Source organism: Actinomadura fibrosa, assembly GCF_900659615.1.
Lineage (GTDB): Bacteria > Actinomycetota > Actinomycetes > Streptosporangiales > Streptosporangiaceae > Spirillospora > Spirillospora fibrosa.
Window position 1 is genome coordinate 1 of the sequence record NZ_CAACUY010000188.1, and the last position, 18,073, is coordinate 18,073.

Annotated in this window: 22 protein-coding genes; 10 read left to right on the plus strand and 12 right to left on the minus strand. The window is 71.7% G+C overall.

Going from position 1 to position 18,073, the window contains the following annotated elements; translation table 11 throughout:
• The 4 genes from E1300_RS37015 to E1300_RS37025 all read right to left on the minus strand — a co-directional run.
• Window positions 1-1,235 (minus strand): TfuA-like protein (locus tag E1300_RS37015; protein WP_131761781.1); only part of this gene is annotated, 1,235 nt, incomplete at its 3' end.
• Window positions 1,232-2,386 (minus strand): YcaO-like family protein, encoded by a 1,155-nt coding sequence (locus E1300_RS37020; protein ID WP_165503158.1) that lies wholly within the window; start codon window positions 2,384-2,386, stop codon window positions 1,232-1,234. The genes E1300_RS37015 and E1300_RS37020, both read right to left, overlap by 4 nt.
• 78 nt (window positions 2,387-2,464) lie before the next feature.
• Window positions 2,465-2,608 (minus strand): hypothetical protein, encoded by a 144-nt coding sequence (locus tag E1300_RS50580; protein ID WP_165503159.1) that lies wholly within the window; start codon window positions 2,606-2,608, stop codon window positions 2,465-2,467.
• A gap of 74 nt (window positions 2,609-2,682) precedes the next feature.
• Window positions 2,683-3,711, minus strand: coding sequence for an L-histidine N(alpha)-methyltransferase (locus E1300_RS37025; RefSeq protein ID WP_207400161.1), 1,029 nt, complete (start codon window positions 3,709-3,711; stop codon window positions 2,683-2,685).
• A 128-nt stretch (window positions 3,712-3,839) separates the two neighbouring features.
• Here E1300_RS37025 and E1300_RS37030 point away from each other — a divergent pair, with 128 nt between their 5' ends.
• Both E1300_RS37030 and E1300_RS37035 read left to right on the plus strand, forming a co-directional pair.
• Window positions 3,840-4,196 carry an MmcQ/YjbR family DNA-binding protein gene (locus E1300_RS37030; RefSeq protein ID WP_131761783.1) on the plus strand — a complete coding sequence of 119 codons (357 nt, stop codon included), beginning with the start codon at window positions 3,840-3,842 and terminating at the stop codon, window positions 4,194-4,196.
• A gap of 28 nt (window positions 4,197-4,224) precedes the next feature.
• A complete protein-coding gene (locus tag E1300_RS37035; protein WP_207400162.1) occupies window positions 4,225-4,887 on the plus strand; it encodes a Type 1 glutamine amidotransferase-like domain-containing protein in 663 nt (220 codons plus the stop codon).
• Window positions 4,888-4,931: 44 nt separating this feature from the next.
• Here the strand turns inward: E1300_RS37035 and E1300_RS37040 are convergent, their stop codons facing one another.
• From E1300_RS37040 to E1300_RS37060, 5 genes are all read right to left on the minus strand, one after another.
• On the minus strand, window positions 4,932-5,882 hold the full coding sequence (locus E1300_RS37040; RefSeq protein ID WP_131761784.1) for an NAD-dependent epimerase/dehydratase family protein: 951 nt from the start codon (window positions 5,880-5,882) through the stop codon (window positions 4,932-4,934).
• 34 nt (window positions 5,883-5,916) lie between these two features.
• Window positions 5,917-6,510: a dihydrofolate reductase family protein gene (locus E1300_RS37045; RefSeq protein ID WP_131761785.1), complete on the minus strand. Its 594-nt coding sequence runs from the start codon at window positions 6,508-6,510 to the stop codon at window positions 5,917-5,919.
• Between the two features lie 579 nt (window positions 6,511-7,089).
• On the minus strand, window positions 7,090-7,938 hold the full coding sequence (locus E1300_RS37050; protein ID WP_131761786.1) for a helix-turn-helix domain-containing protein: 849 nt from the start codon (window positions 7,936-7,938) through the stop codon (window positions 7,090-7,092).
• Between the two features lie 108 nt (window positions 7,939-8,046).
• Window positions 8,047-8,952, minus strand: coding sequence for a hypothetical protein (locus E1300_RS37055; protein ID WP_131761787.1), 906 nt, complete (start codon window positions 8,950-8,952; stop codon window positions 8,047-8,049).
• A 76-nt stretch (window positions 8,953-9,028) separates the two neighbouring features.
• Window positions 9,029-9,799, minus strand: a complete 771-nt coding sequence (locus tag E1300_RS37060) for an alpha/beta hydrolase (protein ID WP_131761788.1) — start codon at window positions 9,797-9,799, stop codon at window positions 9,029-9,031.
• A 426-nt stretch (window positions 9,800-10,225) separates the two neighbouring features.
• Between E1300_RS37060 and E1300_RS50585 the strand changes: the two genes are divergently transcribed.
• The 3 genes from E1300_RS50585 to E1300_RS37070 all read left to right on the plus strand — a co-directional run bounded on the left by E1300_RS50585 (window position 10,226) and on the right by E1300_RS37070 (window position 12,069).
• Window positions 10,226-10,378 carry a hypothetical protein gene (locus tag E1300_RS50585; RefSeq protein WP_165503160.1) on the plus strand — a complete coding sequence of 51 codons (153 nt, stop codon included), beginning with the start codon at window positions 10,226-10,228 and terminating at the stop codon, window positions 10,376-10,378.
• A gap of 73 nt (window positions 10,379-10,451) precedes the next feature.
• Window positions 10,452-11,105: a hypothetical protein gene (locus tag E1300_RS37065; protein ID WP_131761789.1), complete on the plus strand. Its 654-nt coding sequence runs from the start codon at window positions 10,452-10,454 to the stop codon at window positions 11,103-11,105.
• A 49-nt stretch (window positions 11,106-11,154) separates the two neighbouring features.
• A complete protein-coding gene (locus E1300_RS37070; RefSeq protein ID WP_131761790.1) occupies window positions 11,155-12,069 on the plus strand; it encodes an LLM class F420-dependent oxidoreductase in 915 nt (304 codons plus the stop codon).
• A 233-nt stretch (window positions 12,070-12,302) separates the two neighbouring features.
• On the opposite strand, the gene E1300_RS37075 is transcribed toward E1300_RS37070, so the two are convergent.
• Window positions 12,303-12,680 carry a VOC family protein gene (locus tag E1300_RS37075; protein WP_131761791.1) on the minus strand — a complete coding sequence of 126 codons (378 nt, stop codon included), beginning with the start codon at window positions 12,678-12,680 and terminating at the stop codon, window positions 12,303-12,305.
• Complete coding sequence (locus E1300_RS37080; protein WP_242619629.1) at window positions 12,677-13,315, minus strand: TetR/AcrR family transcriptional regulator; 639 nt, start codon at window positions 13,313-13,315, stop codon at window positions 12,677-12,679. Before E1300_RS37080 ends, E1300_RS37075 begins: the two co-directional genes overlap by 4 nt.
• A 282-nt stretch (window positions 13,316-13,597) precedes the next feature.
• On the opposite strand from E1300_RS37080, the gene E1300_RS37085 reads away from it, so the two are divergent.
• Genes E1300_RS37085 through E1300_RS37100 form a run of 4 tightly spaced genes read left to right on the plus strand, consistent with a single transcriptional unit; the run spans window position 13,598 to window position 17,127 of the window.
• Window positions 13,598-14,512 (plus strand): ABC transporter substrate-binding protein, encoded by a 915-nt coding sequence (locus E1300_RS37085; protein ID WP_131761792.1) that lies wholly within the window; start codon window positions 13,598-13,600, stop codon window positions 14,510-14,512.
• A gap of 22 nt (window positions 14,513-14,534) precedes the next feature.
• On the plus strand, window positions 14,535-15,584 hold the full coding sequence (locus E1300_RS37090) for a FecCD family ABC transporter permease (RefSeq protein WP_242619630.1): 1,050 nt from the start codon (window positions 14,535-14,537) through the stop codon (window positions 15,582-15,584).
• Entirely contained in the window at window positions 15,581-16,351 is a 771-nt protein-coding gene (locus E1300_RS37095; protein ID WP_131761793.1) for an ABC transporter ATP-binding protein, read from the plus strand. The genes E1300_RS37090 and E1300_RS37095 overlap by 4 nt, the downstream gene beginning before the upstream one ends.
• The gene (locus tag E1300_RS37100; RefSeq protein ID WP_131761794.1) at window positions 16,348-17,127 is read left to right on the plus strand and encodes an adenosylcobinamide amidohydrolase; all 780 of its coding nucleotides are present in this window, start codon (window positions 16,348-16,350) and stop codon (window positions 17,125-17,127) included. Before E1300_RS37095 ends, E1300_RS37100 begins: the two co-directional genes overlap by 4 nt.
• 103 nt (window positions 17,128-17,230) lie before the next feature.
• On the opposite strand, the gene E1300_RS50590 is transcribed toward E1300_RS37100, so the two are convergent.
• Window positions 17,231-17,509, minus strand: coding sequence for a hypothetical protein (locus tag E1300_RS50590; RefSeq protein WP_165503161.1), 279 nt, complete (start codon window positions 17,507-17,509; stop codon window positions 17,231-17,233).
• A 12-nt stretch (window positions 17,510-17,521) separates the two neighbouring features.
• On the opposite strand from E1300_RS50590, the gene E1300_RS37110 reads away from it, so the two are divergent.
• Window positions 17,522-18,073: hypothetical protein (locus E1300_RS37110; protein ID WP_207400164.1), on the plus strand; the 552-nt coding region annotated here is incomplete at its 3' end.

Sequence of the window (18,073 nt, forward strand, 5' to 3'; positions counted from 1 at the left end):
CGTTCACCGAGGTGGGTCAGGATGCGGTCCGCTGACAGGGTGTGGATGTCGAAGGCGGAGGCGGTCTTCTGCGCGTGGTCGTTGACAGCCTTCGCCGCGTTGACGAGCGTCACCGCCGCCGGGACGATCGGCCGCCCGCGCAGCGCGTCCAGTGCCAGGCCGTCCGCGGGGGTCGCCGGGGCGAGCTGGAAGCTGCGGACCAGGAAGGTGCCGAGCTGGTGCTCCAGTGGGCGCTGGGCTCTCTCGTCCGGGGTCAGCCACATGTCGAGGAAGGACAGGTCGGCGGTTCGAGCCGCTGGGAGGTCCGGGATGACGTCGCGGTGCCGTGCGTGCTCCAGTGCCCCGTCGAGGGACGTCTCCGTGGGCCGGGTCCCGCATTCGGAGGCGCACTCGCGGACCAGATATCCGAAGACCAGCTTCTGGTAGAAGTCCGGATAGTCGTCGGCGAAGAGCTGGCATATCCGCAGAATGCTCATCGCGGGGGTCGGGCCGTCCCCGGTGTCGATCGTGCGTGCTCCGAGCTGCCAACGGTGCAGGTAGACGGTGGGTTCCACGCTGGACGAGCCGACGTCCGGACGGTCGTCGTCGAGCGTGCGCATCTCGTCGACCAGGCGTAGGGCGTCCTGGCGCTTGAGGTTGACGGCCCGGGTCGCGCACAGGTCTCGGATCGCTTCCACCGTCGCCGTCGATGCGCCACCGTCGCGGACGAGCCGGATCAGCTCCGGGTAGGAGCGCAGGCGATACGGCCGCGAGGCCAGCGTCGCCGCGAGGTGGTCGGCGGTGGACTCATCGAGGAGCCCTTCCCTTACGCATAGGCGCAGGGTCGCGCGGATGTTGACGAGCGCTTCGGTGACTGGCCGGTAGCCCTCGTCCGCCGAGCCGTGCAGGAGCGCCACCTCGTCGTCCGCCGTCAGGACGCCCTGCTTGTAGTCGCGGTACACGCGTCCCACGCCGCGCATCCCGAAGGTGTCGAGTTCGGCCGCGCGCAGGGCGCCCATGCTGGCGGCGCCGAGGACCGCCACGCCGTCCTGGAGAAGGGCGAGGATCTCCTTGTGCCGGACGGCCCGGGTCTGGCGGAAGTAGCCGTCGACGATGCCGATGACGTCGCCGCGGGAGGGGGCGAGCGCCAGCAGGTCTCCCGCCGCCACGGGTGGGAGGACGGTGATGCCGTCGACCGCGAGCAGATCGGCGGCGTCCGGCAGGCTGGGTCCGGCGAATAGGTACCGGGCAGTCACAGGAACGCCGACTCACTGCGGAGGCCAGGGCAGACCACGCGTACGACGGGGACGCTCAGGTCTGGTCTGGTGTGGTCCACGACCATCGGTGACCGCCCGGTAAGGGAGACGAGCCGGGTGACCACGTCACGCAGGTCGTCCGCGAGGGTTTCGTTGCGGACGGTGGCGACGTCACCGTAAGCGAGCCGACCAGCCTCCGGGGACGGTGTGGGAAGGCCGGACGGGTTCGCGGCGGCGCGCCGGTAGGCGCCCGTGGTGAGGTCGTCCCGGGCACCGGCGATCTGGGTGACGCGCGACTGCGCGGCCTCCGTCAGGGCGCGGCACAGGGCGACGTCCCGGTCAAGGTGGGCCCCGGCGCCGGCGAAGAGCACCGGGAACTCCTCGCTCCAGATGACGGCCAGGAAGCAGGCGAGCCCGGTGGGCGAAGGAGGCACCTCGACCCGGACCTCGACCGCGGCCGCGCCCATCCGGTCGAGCAGGCCGCGGGCCGGGCCGTCCACAGTGGCCAGGTCCAGGACCGGTGAGACCTTTCCCTCGGCGCGGGCCAGGCTGTCGCGCTCGACGACCTCGTAGAGGCCGTGCAGGGTCGCTTCGGCGACGGTGTTGCCGCTGGCGAGCCCGTTGCTGGTCTGCGCGAACAGGGGCGGCGACCAGGTGTCGCGCACGCGGCCGTCCAGGCGCAGCAAGTCGGTCGGCAGGAAGGTGGCCGCACCGTCGTCGAGGCGGCTCGCTCTGGTCCACTCCAGTTCCAGGCCGGGCCGGAGATGGTGGCGGGGTTCCAGGGGCAGGTCACGGACGCGGTACCCGCACATGCGTTCCATGTCGGCCACGGTCGCGGTAACCTCGCCGGGCCCAAGGCGCTCGGCGTGCCAGGACTCGATCGACTCCATCGCCGCGGAGACCTGGGCGAGCTCGTGCGTGAGGCCCTTGCCCTGGCTCACCGACACCGTCCGGGAGCCGGGGCGGACGGCCTGGTGGACCGGTATGCCGATCTCGTCGAGCCAGGTGACGTCGGCGACGCGGGTGATACCGACGGTCGGGAAGAGCGGCCGGATCCGCCGCAGCGTCTCGGCGGGCGCCAGGACGCGGTGGGTACCGGACACGCAGGTCTTACGCGTGTCGTCGAGGGCGGCGACGGGATGCGCGGGCACCCCGCCCCCGCCCGGCGAGCCGTCCGCCGTACCGCCGGCCGGGGGCTCAGCGGTGGTGGAACGGTTCAACCTCGACCGTCACGCGCCGTGGACGTCGGCGGGTTCGAGGTCGGCGTCGTCCTTCAGCTTCACGGACCAGCAGGTGTCCCTGCTGACCGCCTGGATCTCGCCGGGCTCCTGCTCGTCCCGGAGCTCGGCTGCGCTGGGGAAGTGGAGAGCCATCGGCCACCCCTTCTGTCGTCGGCGGGTGTCGCCGCGAGCGTAACCGATGATGATCTTCGTGAAAAGATCTTGATCTACGGATTCCGGACACGGGGTTCCGGCGCTTCCCCGGACGGCGTCGCGGCGACGAGGACCACCTGCCTGTCCCGGCCGTGCTCGAACAGGCGCACCCGGAGACCGCCGCGGGCGAGCCGATCGGCCACCGCCGCGGCGTCCTCGTACAGGTAGCGCCAGACCAGCACCGTGTCGCCCGGCTGGAACGCCACCGCCCGGCGGCCGTCCGCGGCGCCGAAGTCCACCGTGACCGGCTCGACGAACCGCACCCGCACGAACACCTCGCCGCGCACCCGGTCGAACCCCGTCTCGGGCACGTACCAGGAGCGGTCGATGCCGAGCAGGTCCAGTCCCGCCAGCTGCTGGGGCTTGTAGGGGCCGCCGACGCTGACCTCGTCCATGAACGGGGGCCGGTCGACGCCGGTGTCGATGCGCAGCGTCAACACCAGCACATCCCGGTCGCTCATGGCGCGACGCACGTGGCGCAGGACCCGGTCCGGCTCGGCGAAGTTGTAGAGCGTGCCACCCGCCAGGATGACGAGGCGGGCCGGACCGCCGTCATCATGGCCGGGCCCCTCAGGGGTCGGGAGGACGCGGGCGAGGTCGGGCCCGGTGAAGTCGCCGCGGCAGAACTCGAAGCGCTCCGCCTGATCGGGAAAGTCCTCCCGCAGCCTCTCCCCCGCCAGTCCAAGGATCTCCGCGCTGATGTCGATCGCGCGATAGCCGCTCAGGCACGACTCGTCCAGCAGGTGGCGGATCAGCCCGCCCACCGGGCGCGCCGTCCCCGGCCCGAGATCGACGACCTGCACCGGCGACGACGGCGCGAGCGCTCGGAGCCGCTCGGCGTGCCGGGTCAGAAGCGTGTCGAAGTCGCCGAGCATCTCCGCGCGCTCGGGACCGGACGGCACCTCGCTCCGGTGCCACATCTCGCTGCCGTCGCCGAGGTAGGTCAGCTCGTACGGGAACTCGGCCCGATCGCCGAGCGCTTCGGCGATGGCGTCCACCTGCGCCGCCGAGTAGGTCCGGTAGAAGTCCGCGCGCGGGGTCACCGCACGGTGCTGTACGCCTGTCACGGCGGACAGTACATCGCCGTCCGGGCGCGTCCGTCCACCGGCGGAACGTCCGACCCGCTGTCTAGGATTGCCGCAGCGGGCCGATCGACACTGGGAGCCGACGCATGAGCGACCTGGACGCACCTGAACGCCTACGCGACATCTGCCTGGCGCTGCCGGAGGCGACCGAGAAGCCCTTCGGCGGCCACACGGCACCGTCCTACCGGGTCCGCGACAAGCTGTTCCTGATGACCAGCGAGGACGGCACCTACATGACCTTCAAGGCCGCTCCCGGTGTCCAGGAGGCCCTCGTCGGCGAGGACCCCGACCGCTTCTTCGTCCCGAAGTACGTCGGCAGCAGGGGCTGGGTCGGCGCCCGCCTGGACGTCGACCAGGACTGGGACGAGCTGGCCGAACTGATCGAGGACAGCTACCGCCTGATCGCCCCCAAGCGCCTGTCGGCCCTCCCGGACCAGCCCTGACACCACGGGACCTGGCAGGGTCGGTACCGTGAATCACGGACCGCAACGGCTCTTCCTGGGATCCGCGGGGTTGGGCGCGCTGCCCGCCTGGATCGCCTCGCTCCCGACCATGCCGAGCCGGGCGGCACTGATCCCCACGGCCGCGAACCCCCTGCCGTCGGCCCCGTACGTCCGCGCCGCCGCCGACCTGCTCGAAGCCGAGGGCATGGCGGTCGACCGCCTCGACCTGGAACATGCCGCTCCCGTGGACGTTCAGCGGGTCCTGGATCGGGTCCAGGTCGTCTTCGTCGCGGGCGGTTACGCGCTTTTCCTGCTCCAGCACGTCCGCCGCAGCGGCTTCGACCGCCTCGCCGCCGAAGCGGTACGCGCCGGGTCGCTCGCCTACATCGGGTTCTCCGCCGGGGCGGCTCTCGCCGGCCCGGACCTCAGCCCCCTCCACGATGAAGACGACCCGGGCGCCGTCACGTCCACCGCCGGACTCGGCCTGGTCCCGTTCGCCGTGCTGGCTCACCGCAACTGGGGACGCGCCGCCCGCCACGACCGGCTGGCCGCCGATCCCGACCGTCCCTGCCCCAGGGTCTCGATCAACGACGACCAGGCCATCACCGTCACAGACTCCCACTGGCAGATCCAGCCGTCGCCCGCATACCGCCCGCCGACCGCACCACCGCCCCCCAGCAGACCACGATGACACCGGCCGACAGCACTCGTCAGCCGATGCGAGGGACGGCCCACTCAGCGATCATGTCGGCTGAGCCAGTCGACATAGTCCGGTACGGCCTGCTGGACGTCGTATTCGGGCCGGAAGCCGGTGTCCTCCTGAAGCCGGGTGATGTCGAGGTAGTTGTCCGGAGGCCGGTCGGGATTGCGTCCGTCCGGGAGGGTGATGTTCGCGCTCGGAACGGTGGCGTTGATGGCGGCGACCACCTCGCTGTAGGACACCAGCCGTCCGGTCGAGACGTTGTAAGTCCGGTGATTCAGCCGCTCGGTGAGCATGAGGAGCGCGATGGCCCGGCCGCAGTCCTTCACGTAGCAGAGGTCCGTGGCGTCGTCCGCGTACGCGGGCGGGCGAGGCGGGGTGAGATCGGGATTCTCGCCCCGAACCGCCGCGCTGAGCAGGCGAGGAAGGGGGAAAAACGGCGAGTCGGGCAGACCGAGCGGCCCCCAGATGGTGCCGATCCGCAGGTTCACCGTCTCGAACCCGGCGCTCTCGCCAGCGAGAGTGGTGAACAGCTCAGCGGACTTCTTGAACGCATGGTTCTGGTGCGGCGCTACCGCAGGCAGAGGCACCTCTTCGCGCCACGGGACCTGGTCTACCCCCGCGTACACGCCGATGGAACTAGCGACGGAGAACCGCCGCACGCCCCACTCCTTCGCCGCCTTCAGCGCGTTGAACAAGGCGAGCGACTCAGCACGGAGGTAGTCGACCGGATCGGGCGTGTCGTACGGGCCCGCCGCGAGGTGGACGATGCCGGTGATGTCGCGCTGCTTCCCGATGGCGAGGAACGCGGCCTCGTCCGTGGTGTCCAGCGGCTCGACGACGACCCGGCCGCCGGGCTCGCCGGCGAGGTACTCGGGCACCTGGACGGACCGGTGCGCGGTGAGCACGACGGACTCGCCCAGGTCGAGTAAGGCCCGTGCGGTGTGCGACCCGATGGAACCCAGGCCGCCGGTAACGAGGATCATTCGCACTCCGTTGCGTGGTGTGTGGTGGAACCGGTCAGTGTTTGACGGTGTAGTGCAGGTGCAGCACGCGATCGCCCGGGACGACCATGTCGGGATCGTCCAGGAGGACGGTGCCGGTGTGGCTGCCGAAGAACCGCACCCCCTCGCCCAGGACGACCGGCGCGACGTCCATCGCCACCTCGTCGACGAGCCCGGCTGAGAACGCCTGCCCGCCGACGTCCCCCGCGCACACGCAGACCAGGCCGTCCCCGGCGAGTTCCTTGGCGAGCGTGATGGCTTCCTCGACGGAGCCGGCCGTGTGGAATGGCGCGTCGGGGAACCGTGCGAGCCACTCCTCCGGCAGCGGCCGGTGGGTGACGACGACGAGCTGGTCCCCTGCCGCGGGGACACCCGCCCAGCCGTCCGTGGTGTCGAACAGGTGACGCCCGATCACCGTGACCTTGACGGCGTCCCAGAAGGGCTTCACATACTCCGCGGACGCCCGGCTCACGTTGAACGACCACGCGTCGTTGGCGCGGACGGTCACGTCCCCGTTCCCGTACCAGTCGAACAGCGGCCCGACCGTGTCGTCGGGATAGGCGATGTAGCCGTCCACCGAGACCACGGCCTGCATGACCACTCTGGCCATCTCTCCTCAACTCCTTGACTAGCAACAATCCCGAACCCCCGCCCCCCCACCGCTCCCCCACGGACCTGAGGCTCCGTGAGCGGACCGGAGGCTCCGTGAGCAGACCGGAGCCTCCGTGGGCGGACCGGAGCCTCCGTGGGCGGACCTGAGGCTCCGCGGGCGGACCGGAGGCTCCGCGGGCGGAGCGGAGTAGGGGCGTACCTCGCGGGCAGGCGCTTCGCCGGTTGAGCCTTCATGACCGGCTGAAGCTTCACGGCCAGTCGAGGCTCCATGACCGGCTGGAGCTTCATGGCCAGTCGAGGTTCCATGACCGGCCGAGGATCCCTGACCGGCCGAGGTTCCATGGCCGGATCGATGAAGTACGTCCGTCGCGCTTGACCTTCCTTGTGCGCCCCTCCCGCGCCGACCTGCCGCACTGTCTGACCAGCCCGTCCTCACGTCCTGGCCCACCCCTCGCGTCCTTGTCCACCACACATGTCCTGGCGAGGAGGCGTAGGGCGGAGGCAGGTGTCGGCTTGGCGGATGCTGGTCGTGTGGGGCGGAGGTGGGCTGGGGGGCGGTTGGTGCACGGGGGTGACGCTAGGCGGGAATCGGTCGGCCCTCTAGTACAAAACGGCCATTCCCGGGTCGGAGCATCGGGGCGTAGGACGCGGCGTGGTCGTGCCCGCATGCGCAGGCGGCACCCGTTTGCGCGAGGAGCTCGCCGGGTGTCACGCCGATGAGGCGGCGGCATTCGCGGCCGAGGTGCGCCTGGTCGGTGTAGCCCGTTTCGGTCGCCCAACGCGACAGGTCGGCGTTCATGCCGTTCCGGTCGTCGATCGATGCCTGGACGCGGGCGATGAAGCCCTGCAGACGCAGGATGCGGTGCAGTTCCTTCACGCCGACGCCGACCGCCGCCCGGCACCGGCGCCGCAATTGGCGCTCGGAGATGGACAGCATCGCGGGCAGGGCCGCCGGCCTGCCGCCGCGCCATGGCATGAGGTGCCGGACGGCCTCGTCCATTAGCGGGTCTCGGGGGCCCGCGGTTCGCGCGACGAACGACTGGAGGTGGCCGAGCGCGATCCGCGGTGTCGCGGCCTCTCCGAGCAGATCCGTCAGGCGGTTCACGTCGCGCCAGATCTCGGTGCCGGCGAGGTTCTGGTCGACGAGCTCGTCGGCCGGCATCCCGGCGAGGGCTGCGATCGCGCCCGGTCGCAGCCGCACGCCGACGACCGTGCCGCCCGCCGGGATGTCGTGGTAGACCGCCCCGGTCAGGGGGCCGAGCAGTTGGGGCGTCCGGCCGAGCACGCACCGCAGCTCGGCGCCGCCGTGCGGGACGTGCCGCTGTGCGAGCGGCTCGTCTCCGACCTGCTGGATCCATACCAGTGAGGCCACCGCCGCGAGTGCCGGCGCCGGCGCTCGCTCGACAAAGGACGATTCTCCGGGCACTCGGCCATCCTGCCGGACAACCGGGAGTGTCGAGCACCTGTCGCGGTGACGGGTCTCATCGGCGTTTTGTGGACCCAGGTGGCCGACGAAGTGGGTCGGTAGCTCCTCTCAGTGGTGGGGGCGGTGGTGGGAAAGGGTCCTCAGGCGGGTCGCTATGCGGTCCATGGTGGCGTCGTCGGGACACCAGCCGCGTTGCAGAAGGGCGGTCAGGAGGGCCTCCAGGTAGGGGGCGGGGCGCGGGAGGAAGTCCTTGGTGACGGGGATGATCTCCCAGTCCATCTCGCGGGCGAGCCAGCGGCGGCGGCGCTCGTCGTGGGCGCGGTTGCGGGCGCCGGTGTGGTGGCGTTCGCCGTCGTATTCGAGGCCGACGCGGTATTCGGGGTAGCCGAGGTCGACGTACAGGGGTTGGCCGCGTGGCCCCATGACCGCGATCTGTGTGCAGGGGCGGGGGAAGCCCGCGGTGACGATGGTCGTCCTCGTCCAGCTCTCGCCGGGTGAGGCAGCGCCGCGGTCGGCGAGTCTGAGGGTCTCGCGCAGCTTCCTGTTGCCTCGGTAGCCCGGTATTTCGCGGGCCATCGCGGTGAGCTCATCGGGGAGCACTCCTCTTCGGAGGAACTGGTCGGTGGCCGCTACCGCCGCTATCCGGGGTAACCAGCGTGCGCAGTCGAGAGCGGTACGTGGGAGGGAGGTGAGGCGTATGTCGCCTTCTTGCCGGACGTGGCCGGCGGGTAGTCGCACGGTCTCGGGGGTGATGGGGGCAGGGCCGTGGGCCGGTGCCGCCGGGGTGATCAGTTCGACGTCCCAGTCGGCTTGGTCGACTCCGGGTGGCAGGACGTCGAGGCCCCAGATCCATGCGGCGGTGCTGCGCGCGACGACGGCCTCGGCGGGGAGGAGGCGGCTGAGCAGGGCGGCCCGGGACGCGAGCGAGGCCCCCTTGACGGGCACGAAGTAGGTGCCGGGCGCCACGGGGACGATCGAGCCGTCTGCCGAACGTTTCCAGGTGAGGTTTCCCATGCCTTTGATGTTCGCCGGTCGAGGTGGAGGCCGGTGGCGGCTTCTGGAACTGTGGATAACTTTGGGACGCCGCAGGTCAGACGGTGGTGGCGACGGCGGTGGAGGCCCAGGCGCCGATGCGCTCGATCAGGTCGGGGGTCGCGGCCACCTCCGCGTGGCCGAAGGCGGGCTCGATCCACAGCTCGCGGGGGTCGCGGGCGGCGCCGTAGAGCTGGTGGCCGTGTTCGAGCGGGAAGAACGCGTCGGCGTCGCCGTGGACGATGAGGAGGGGCACCGGCGCGATCCGTCCGACGACCTCGTAGGGGGCCTCGGGTACGGGGTCCCAGCCCGTGCGGGCGACCCGGGTGCCGCGCGCCAGGCGCACCGCCAGGCGGCCGAGGCGCCGTTCGATCACCCAGTGGACGCGCCGCATCGGGACCGTCCCGCGGTAGTACCAGCGGGCGGGCGCGCTGACCGAGACGACCGCGTCGACGCCTCCGTGGAGGGCGGCGTGGCGGAGGGCGACGGCCCCGCCCATGGAGAACCCGGTGACCGCGATGCGCCGGTAGCCGCGGCGGCGCGCGGCCGCGACCACGGCCTCGACGTCGAGGATCTCGCGGTCGCCCACCGTGGAGTGGCCGCCGGACCTGCCGTGGCCGCGGAAGTCGAGGCTGAGGACGCCTCCGAACCGGTTGAGGACGCCGGCGATGCGCTGGAGCGCGGGCTGCCGCCAGGAGCAGGTGAAGCCGTGCGCCACGACGAAGCAGAGGTCGCCGTCGCCCTGGAGGTGTCCCGCGTCGATCCGCACGTTGTCGGCGGTGTAGAGGGTGAGGGGTTCGGACGTCGCCACGGTCCCATCATCGGTCATCGCGGTCGGTGACGGTTCGTTGGCCACCCCCAATTGCACGTTTTTGTCCGTTTTCCTCGGGGGCGGCGTCCGGCATGTGCGCCGTGGCGGGTCGTCGCGGGCGATTGTCCGTCATGATCATCTTTTGGGTACTTCACGAGGGTACGTACGTTGACCTGGGGCTGAAGGGGTGTTCGGTGGGGTAGGACACGTATGTGTCTGGTGGGCTGGTCACTCGACGGTCTCCCGGCTGACATGGACGGGGAGGACCGCTTCTCCGGAGTCGAGGAGCTGACGGAGGCACCCGCCGGGCAGCGTGTCGGCGGGGCTGAGGCCTTGGCGGGAAACGCACGCTCGGTGCGCGGTTCCGCCGCTCCGGAGTCCCCGAACACGGTGCACAACCGGCGGCCCACGTCCGATGGGGACGCGTTCGGGCGAGGAGTGATGATGTCCTCCGCGCGTGCGCATGAGCGCGCGGCGGTGCTGCTGGAGGAGATGGCGGACGCGCACCCGGATGAGGCGGAGGCGCATCTCCGGTCGGCCGAGCGGCACCGGACGTGGGCGAAGAACGAGCGCGATCTGGCGCGGCGGCACGGCTGAACCTGGTGGTTTGTGCTCGTCCGGGCAGAGGTGCAGGGTGTGGGGGAAGAAGTCTCTAGCGGAGGATGGGTACATGGGCATCACCGTGGATCCGAGAAGTTTGGAGACAACCCGCCGGTCGTTGCACGGGGTGGCGGAACTCGTGCTGGCCGGGCCGCAGTACCGCGAGAGCGGGACGATCCGGCTGGAGGTCGTCCCCGGCGGGTTCGGGACGACCAAAGCACCGGAACTCCGGGTGAGCGGGACGGAACTGGTCGCGGGTGACCGCGAGATGCCCCTCAACGGGACGACGTGCCGGGAGCTCGCCACGGCCGCGGGCGTCGAAGCGGGGGCCGCCGAGGGCCTCTACAAGGACGGCAGCGGAGTCGAGCCGGACGACAAGCTCGGAGTGGACGCGGGCGCGGCGTCCTTCTTCCAGGAGTGCTTCGGTCGAGGGCAGGAAGCGCTCGTGAGGTTCGCTCCGGACATGACTCCGGTGCTCTGGCCGGAACACTTCGACCTGAGCCTCACCCTGGACGAGGTCAACTACGGAGTGTCTCTCGGGGACTCCTATCTCGGGGAGCCCTACGCGTACGCGGGCCCGTGGGAACCGCGCCAGGGAGCCTTCTGGAACGCCTCCTTCGGGGCGACGCGGCCGGTACGGCTCCTACCGGGCGCGACCGCGCTGCACGACTTCTTCAGGGAGGCGAGGGACAGGGCCTCACACGACCCCGTGCGGCGTCCCTGATCACGCTCTGTGCAAGGATCGGAACGGACGGACGACCAGGGAGGTCCTTGTGCGGATCGGAGTCTCGCTCAGCGAACGCGGCGGGCCGGACGCGCTCGTCAAGCTCACGGACGACGTGCGGCGTGCGGCGGACGACGGCTTCCCTTCGGCGTGGCTGTCGAACATCTTCGGGATCGACGCGCTGACGGCGCTGGCCGTGGCGGGCAGCCAGGTCCCGGAAATCGAGCTGGGCACCGCGGTGGTGCCGTCCTATCCGCGGCATCCGGCCGCGCTGGCCCAGCAGGTCCGCACGGCGGCGCTGGCGACGGGCCCAGGACGGCTGACGCTCGGCCTGGGGCTGTCCCACAAGGTCGTCATCGAGGACATGTACGGGTACGACTTCGGCAAACCCCTGCGGCACATGCGGGAGTACCTGGAAGTATTGGTGCCGCTTTTGAACGGCGAGTCGGTGTCGTTCAGCGGCGAGACGGTCCGCGCCCAGATCGGGCTGACCGTCCCCAACGAGGGACGGGTTCCGGTACTGCTGGCGGCACTCGGCCCGAAGATGCTGGAACTCGCGGCACGCCGGACGGACGGAACGGTGCTATGGATGACCGGGCCCACCACCGTCCGGGAGCACATCGTCCCGACCATCGCGGAGGCCGCCAAGGAGGCGGGGCGGCCGGACCCACGGGTGGTGTGCGTCCTGCCCGTCTGTGTCACGGGTGACGCGGAGCGCGCGCGGGCACGTGCCGCCGAGGCGTTCGCGGTGTACGGGACGCTGCCGTCCTACCGGGCGATGATGGACCGGGAGGGCGCGGACGGCCCGGCGGACCTCGCCATCATCGGGGACGAGGACGCGGTCGGGGCGCGGCTGGACGACCTCGCGGCGGCGGGCGTCACCGACTTCGTCGCCGGCGAGTTCATGCCGGGCGAGGACCGAAAGCGCACCAGGGCGTTCCTCAAGGCCTACTCGCAGCGGTGAGAGCTTGCAGCGGTAAGAAGACTTCAGAGCGGAGGACTTCGCAACGGTGACGTCTCGTGGCGTTGAGAGCCCGGGAGCGGTGAGAGTGTGTCGGTGGACGAGGCTTCGCCCTCCGAGCCCCGTTTGGTGAGGTTTGCCTGGTGAGCCGTCACTCAGACGAGGTTTCAAGTGGCCGAGCCTCCGCTCGGTCATGGTTTCGGCCCCGTTGAGGCTTCGGCCGGGCGGTCAGAGCGTCATGGGGCTATGAGTTCGTACAGGTTGCCGCTGGAGTCGGAGAAGTAGAGGCCGCGGCCGCCGAGCGGGTGGGCGTGGTCGACGCGTCCGTTGTCGGGGTGCGCGGGCTGGTCGCCGTAGGGGATCTCGCGGGCGTCGAGGCGTTCGACGATCGAGTCGAAGGTGAGGGCGTCCACGTCGAATGCCAGGTGGTGGCCCTGCGGGTAGGCGACGGTGAGGAAGTCGAGGGTGAGCGCGTCGTTCACTTTGATCGGCACGAAGTGCCGGGCGTGCGGGTGCGGGCCGGTGTAGGGCAGACCCATGACGGAGGCGAAGAACCGGGCGGCCTCGTCGTTGTCGGCGGCGGTCACGATCGCGTGGTTCAGGGTGATCGTCATGCGGGGGTCCCTTCCTCCTTGAGAGCGCCGTGCAGGAAGACGTCGAGGTACTGCTCCAGCGAGGGGGCGTCGGCGGCCTGCCCGGTGGGCGGGCGCGAGCGGGTGAACATGAGGCCCATGAACAGGGACGCCAGGTGCTCCGCCGGGACGCGCAGGCGGTCGCGCTCGGGTTCGAAGAGCTCGGCGAGGGCGTCGCGGGTGCGGTCCATGGCGGTGCCGCGGTCGAGCTCGGCGTCGGCCGCCGGGCCGCCGCCGTGGGCGCCGCGTCCCGCGCGGCCGGTCGCGTGCAGGGCGCCGATGACCATGCCCATGCGGGCCAGGTAGGCCTCCATCGCGGCGGCCGCCTCGGCGAGGCGGTCGGGCAGCGGCTGGTCGAGCGGCACGGCCTCGATCTCGCTCAGGATGTGGTCGGGGCGCAGCGCCTCGGCGACGCAGGCGTCGAGCAGCTCGTCCTTGTCGGCGAAGACCCGGAAGATCGTCGCCTCGCCGATGCCGGCGGCGCGCGCGATCTGCCCGGTGGTCACGGCGGTGCCGTGCTCGGCGACCAGCGGCAGGGCCGTCTGGACGATCATCTTGCGGCGCTCGTCCGGGCTCATGCCCGGGGCGCGCCGCCTGCTCCTGGACGGTTCTTCCATGCGGCCAGCGTACGGAGTGAGCACTCACACCGTCAATGGCGGAGTGAGTTGTCACTCCGCGAATGGGACGGGAGGCGCGAAGCGGGCTTTGCCTGCTGATAACGTGGCTGCCCAAGCGCGCCCTGGAGCGAAGTCCGGTGCGAACCCGGCGCTGTCCCGCAACTGTGGTGCCCTCTCCGAGGGCCGAGCCAGGTCGCCTCCGCGCGCAGACGACTCTCGACCTCGTGGAAGGGCGATCCGTCATGGGCGGGACGCTGCTTCCCGGCAGCCCAGGAGGCTCCTGTGAGACCCGTACGCGCCCTCGGCGCGGCCATCATGATCGGCGTCATGGCGCTCGCCACCGGATGCGGCGACGGTGACGGCGACGGCAAGGGGGCCGGTGCCGGGACCGTCACCGTCCAGGCGGCCAACGGCGCGGTCGCCGTCCCGGCGCAGGTCAAGCGGATCGTGTCGCTCTCCCCCACGCACACCGAGACGCTGTTCGCCATCGGCGCGGGGCCGCAGGTCGTCGCCGTGGACGACTACTCCACCTACCCGGCGAACGCCCCGCGCAAGAAGCTGTCGGCCTTCAAGCCGAACGCCGAGGCGATCATCGCGTACCGGCCCGACCTCGTGGTGCTGTCCGACGACATGGACGGCATCGTCAAGGCGCTCGGCAAGCTGAAGGTGCCCGTCCTGCTGGAGCCGGCGGCGACGAACCTGGACGCGGCCTACGAGGAGATGACCGACCTCGGGCAGGCCACCGGACACCAGGCCGAGGCCAAGAAGCTCGTGGACACCATGCGGTCGAGCATCCAGCGGACGGTGGCCGCGTCGTCCAAGGGGAAGGGCCGGAGCTACTACCACGAGCTCGACAACCAGTTCCACACCGTGACGTCCAAGACGTTCATCGGACAGGTCTACGGGCTGTTCGGCCTGCGCAACATCGCCGATCGGGCCGAGAAGGCTACCGGCGGGTACCCGCAGTTGTCGCGCGAGTACCTGCTCAAGCAGGATCCCGACCTCATCTTCCTGGCGGACACCAAGTGCTGCGGGCAGAACGCGGCCGCCGTCGCGAAGCGTCCCGGCTGGGAGAACCTCCGCGCGGTGAAGAACAAGGATGTCGTGGAGCTCGACGACGACATCGCGTCGCGCTGGGGTCCGCGCCTGCCCACGCTGGTCGAGGTGATCGGCGACGCGATCCAGAAGTCCTCGTGAACCCTCCCCCGGACGCCCGCCCGTGACGGCGTCCGCACGTGTGTCGCAGGCGCGGTTGCGGGCGGTGCCGCTCGCGGTCGCGCTGGTGCTGCTGGCCGGGACTCTGCTCGGCGGTGTGCTGGTCGGGGCGGCCGGTCTGCCGGCGGGCGGCGTGCTGCGGGCGCTCGCGGACCGGGTCCCGTTCGTCCATGTCGATTCGGGGCTCGGCGCCGTCGGGGAGAACGTGCTGTTCCAGCTCCGCGTCCCGCGGGCGCTGATGGCGGCGCTCGTCGGCGGGATGCTCGCGCTGGCCGGGGCGGGGTACCAGGGCGTGTTCCGCAACCCGCTCGCCGATCCGTACCTGCTCGGCGCCGCCGCGGGCGCCGGGGTCGGCGCGACGCTGACGATCGTGCTCATGCCGGGCGACCCGGGCTACGTGGTGCCGGTGGCGGCGTTCGCGGGCGCGATCTGCGGGGTGCTCCTCGCGTACGTGCTGGGCAGCGCGGCGGGCCGGGGCGGCGGGGCGGCGACGCTGGTGCTCGCCGGGGTCGCGGTGTCGTCGTTCCTCGCCGCGGTGCAGACGTTCCTCCAGCAGGTGAAGGCGGAGGAGCTGCAGCGGATCTACTCGTGGATCCTCGGCGGCGTCGGCTCGGCGGACTGGCGCCAGCTCGCGCTGGTCGCGCCGTACGCGCTCGTCTCGACCGCGGTGCTGCTGGCGCACGGGCGGCTGCTGGACGTGCTGAGCGTCGGCGACGAGGAGGCCGCCTCGCTCGGCCTGTCGGCGGCGCGGGTGCGGCTGGTGGTGCTGGTGGCGGCGTCGCTGGCCACGGCCTGCGCGGTGGCGGTGAGCGGGCTGATCGGGTTCGTCGGGATCGTGGTGCCGCACGCGGTCCGCCGGCTGGCGGGCGGCTCGTACCGGATCGTCCTGCCGCTGTCGCTGCTCGGCGGCGCGGCGTTCCTGGAGCTCGCCGACCTGGTCGCGCGGACGGTGATCGCGCCCGCGGAGCTGCCCCTCGGCGTCGTGACGGCGTTCGTCGGCGGGCCGTTCTTCGTCGCGGTGCTGCGCGCGAGCCGCAGGCAGGTGGACACGTGACCGTCGTCGTGCGGGGCCTGGACGTCGCGCTCGGCGGGCGTCCGGTGCTGAAGGGCGTGTCCCTGGACGTGCCCGCCGGGTCATGGACGGCGGTGATCGGGCCGAACGGCGCCGGGAAGTCGACGCTGCTGCGCGCCGTCCTCGGCCTGGTGTCCGGGGACGGCGAGGTCACCGTGGCGGGCGCGGACCTGGGCGCGCTCAGGCCGAGGCAGCGGGCCCGGCTCGTGGCCTACGCTCCGCAGAGCCCGAACCTTCCGGTAGGCATGACGGTGTTCGACTACACGCTGCTGGGCCGGTCCCCGTACATCCCTCATCTCGGACGGGAGAGCACCCGCGACCGTGCCGTCGCGGCGGAGGTTCTCGAACGCCTTGACCTCACCGAACTCGCGGGGCGGACTCTGGACCACCTCTCCGGAGGTGAGCAGCAGCGTGTGGTGCTGGCGCGCGCGCTGGCGCAGCAGACTCCCGTCCTCCTGTTGGACGAGCCGACCACCGCGCTCGACATGGGCCACCAGCAGCAGGTGATGGAACTGATCGATCAGCTCCGCCTGTCGGACGACCTGACCGTGGTGACGACGATCCACGACCTGACCTTGGCCGGGCAGTACGCCGACGACCTCGTCCTTCTGTCGGACGGGCGGGTCGCCGCCGCCGGGTCGCCCGAGGAGGTCCTCACCCAGGCGACTGTCGAGGAGCACTTCGACGCCCGCGTGCGCGTCTTCCCCGGCCCCGGTGGACGGCCCGTCCTGGCGTTGGAGCGCCCATGAGGCTCGAACTGGTCTGGCGCGAGGAGGACGGTACGCGGCTCGCCTCGACCGTCTGGCGTGCGCCCGCCGGTTACCGGGCGGTCTCGTCCGCGATGCTCGGTGGCGGGATCGGGCCGGTGCGTTGGGTGGTGAACGCGCAAGTGGCCGGTGCGTACTCGCGTACCGATCCCGTCGCCCACCTGGAGGAGATGGCCGCGTCGCTCGGGTTGGAGGGACGGGGCGTAGGCATGCTCACCGCCGCATCCGTCGACCGGACGGTGCGGCGGGAGGAGGACGGTGTGGCCGTCTCCGCGACCGTGGGGCTGCGCGTGCCGACGTGGGCCGCCTCCCCCGACGGCGTGCCCGACCCGGAGCTGGCCCCGATCCGCCTGGACGGGACGGCACTCTCCCCACCACCCGCCGACGTCCCGCCACCCGCCAGCGCCTCGGATGACGAGCCCAACCCCGCCACAGGGCGTCCGGGGACCGTCAACATCGTCGTCGCCGTACCCGCCCCCTTGAGCGACGCCGCGCTGGTCAACGCGGTCATCACCGCGACGGAGGCCAAGACCCAGGCGCTGCTGGAGGCCGGTTACCCCTGCACGGGGACGGCGTCCGACGCGATCTGCGTCTCCGCACGGGAGCCGTCAAGCGCGGAGGAGCCGTTCGCGGGGCCGCGCTCGTTCTGGGGGTCGCGCTCGTTCTGGGGGTCGCGGATCGCCCGTGCCGTCCACGCCGCCGTCCGCGCGGGTGCGCTCGACTACACCGAACAGCTGCGGGCACGCGAGGGGCGGTAGCCCCCGCCGGGGGCAGACCGGCCGCCGTACCACCCCGGTGCGGTACGACGGCCGGTTCAAGGCCAAGTGCAGGGACGAAGGCATCACCTCTCTTTCTCGTCCGTCAGCCGCCGTTGGGAAGGTGGTGGCCGTTGGGCGGAGTGCCGCCGGGCGGGCGGCCGTTGCGCGGATCGCCGTTCAGCGGGCTCCCGTTCAGCGGGCTCCCGTTCAGCGGGCTCCCGTTCAGCGGGCCGCCGGCCGGCGGATAGCCGCTGATCGGGTAGTCGTTCAGGGTGGAGCGCGAGTCCAGCGGCGGGACGGAGTAGGACCGCGGGTCCAGCGGGTCGGCGAGCGGATCGCCGAGGGAGGCCGCCAGCGGATCGCTCAGCGGATCGCCGGTCATGGAGGCGAGCGAGTGCAGGCCGGTCGGCGGCTCCCGGTCGATCCCGGGGTACGCGCCGGTCTCGGTGCGCCCGTCGGACAGGCCGGTGAGGGCGTCGACGCGGCGGCGGGCCCGGTCGGCCTCGGCGCGTGCCGCGTCCCGTTCGGCGGTGAGCGCCTTGACCGCCGCGCGCAGCTCGTCGGCGGTCCGGGTGAGCTGCCAGTTGCGCTGCTCGAACTCGCGGGCCCGCGCCTGGATCTGGTCGCGGTCGGCGACGGCCTGGCCGCGCTTGGCCTCGGCGTCGCGGACGGCGTTGCGCAGGTCCTCGGCGGTGCGCTGCGCGGCGGCCGACTCGACGCGCTGCCCCTCGACGAGCGACTCGGCCTCCGACAGCCGGGCGTGCAGGCCGACGAGCTCGGACCGGGCCGCCTCCAGCGCGGACAGCAGCTCGCTCTCCCGCCCGGTGACGCGGTCGCGCTCGCTCTCGGCGGCGTCCGGACGGCGCGCGGTGCCCCCGCGAGACCACCAACTACGCTGAGCTGTGAAGCGTTACTGGAAGTGATGGCCTGCGTCCGGATCCGGGGG

Bases quoted from the DNA above. Each gene is read 5' to 3' on its own strand.
- E1300_RS50580 (WP_165503159.1), bottom strand. From the start codon at position 2,608: ATGGCTCTCCACTTCCCCAGCGCAGCCGAGCTCCGGGACGAGCAGGAG.
- E1300_RS37030 (WP_131761783.1), top strand. From the start codon at position 3,840: ATGAGCGACCTGGACGCACCTGAACGCCTACGCGACATCTGCCTGGCG.
- E1300_RS37040 (WP_131761784.1), bottom strand. From the start codon at position 5,882: ATGATCCTCGTTACCGGCGGCCTGGGTTCCATCGGGTCGCACACCGCA.
- E1300_RS37045 (WP_131761785.1), bottom strand. From the start codon at position 6,510: ATGGCCAGAGTGGTCATGCAGGCCGTGGTCTCGGTGGACGGCTACATC.
- E1300_RS37055 (WP_131761787.1), bottom strand. From the start codon at position 8,952: ATGGGAAACCTCACCTGGAAACGTTCGGCAGACGGCTCGATCGTCCCC.
- E1300_RS37060 (WP_131761788.1), bottom strand. From the start codon at position 9,799: ATGACCGATGATGGGACCGTGGCGACGTCCGAACCCCTCACCCTCTAC.
- E1300_RS50585 (WP_165503160.1), top strand. From the start codon at position 10,226: ATGTCCTCCGCGCGTGCGCATGAGCGCGCGGCGGTGCTGCTGGAGGAG.
- E1300_RS37065 (WP_131761789.1), top strand. From the start codon at position 10,452: ATGGGCATCACCGTGGATCCGAGAAGTTTGGAGACAACCCGCCGGTCG.
- E1300_RS37075 (WP_131761791.1), bottom strand. From the start codon at position 12,680: ATGACGATCACCCTGAACCACGCGATCGTGACCGCCGCCGACAACGAC.
- E1300_RS37080 (WP_242619629.1), bottom strand. From the start codon at position 13,315: ATGGAAGAACCGTCCAGGAGCAGGCGGCGCGCCCCGGGCATGAGCCCG.
- E1300_RS37100 (WP_131761794.1), top strand. From the start codon at position 16,348: ATGAGGCTCGAACTGGTCTGGCGCGAGGAGGACGGTACGCGGCTCGCC.
- E1300_RS50590 (WP_165503161.1), bottom strand. From the start codon at position 17,509: ATGACCGGCGATCCGCTGAGCGATCCGCTGGCGGCCTCCCTCGGCGAT.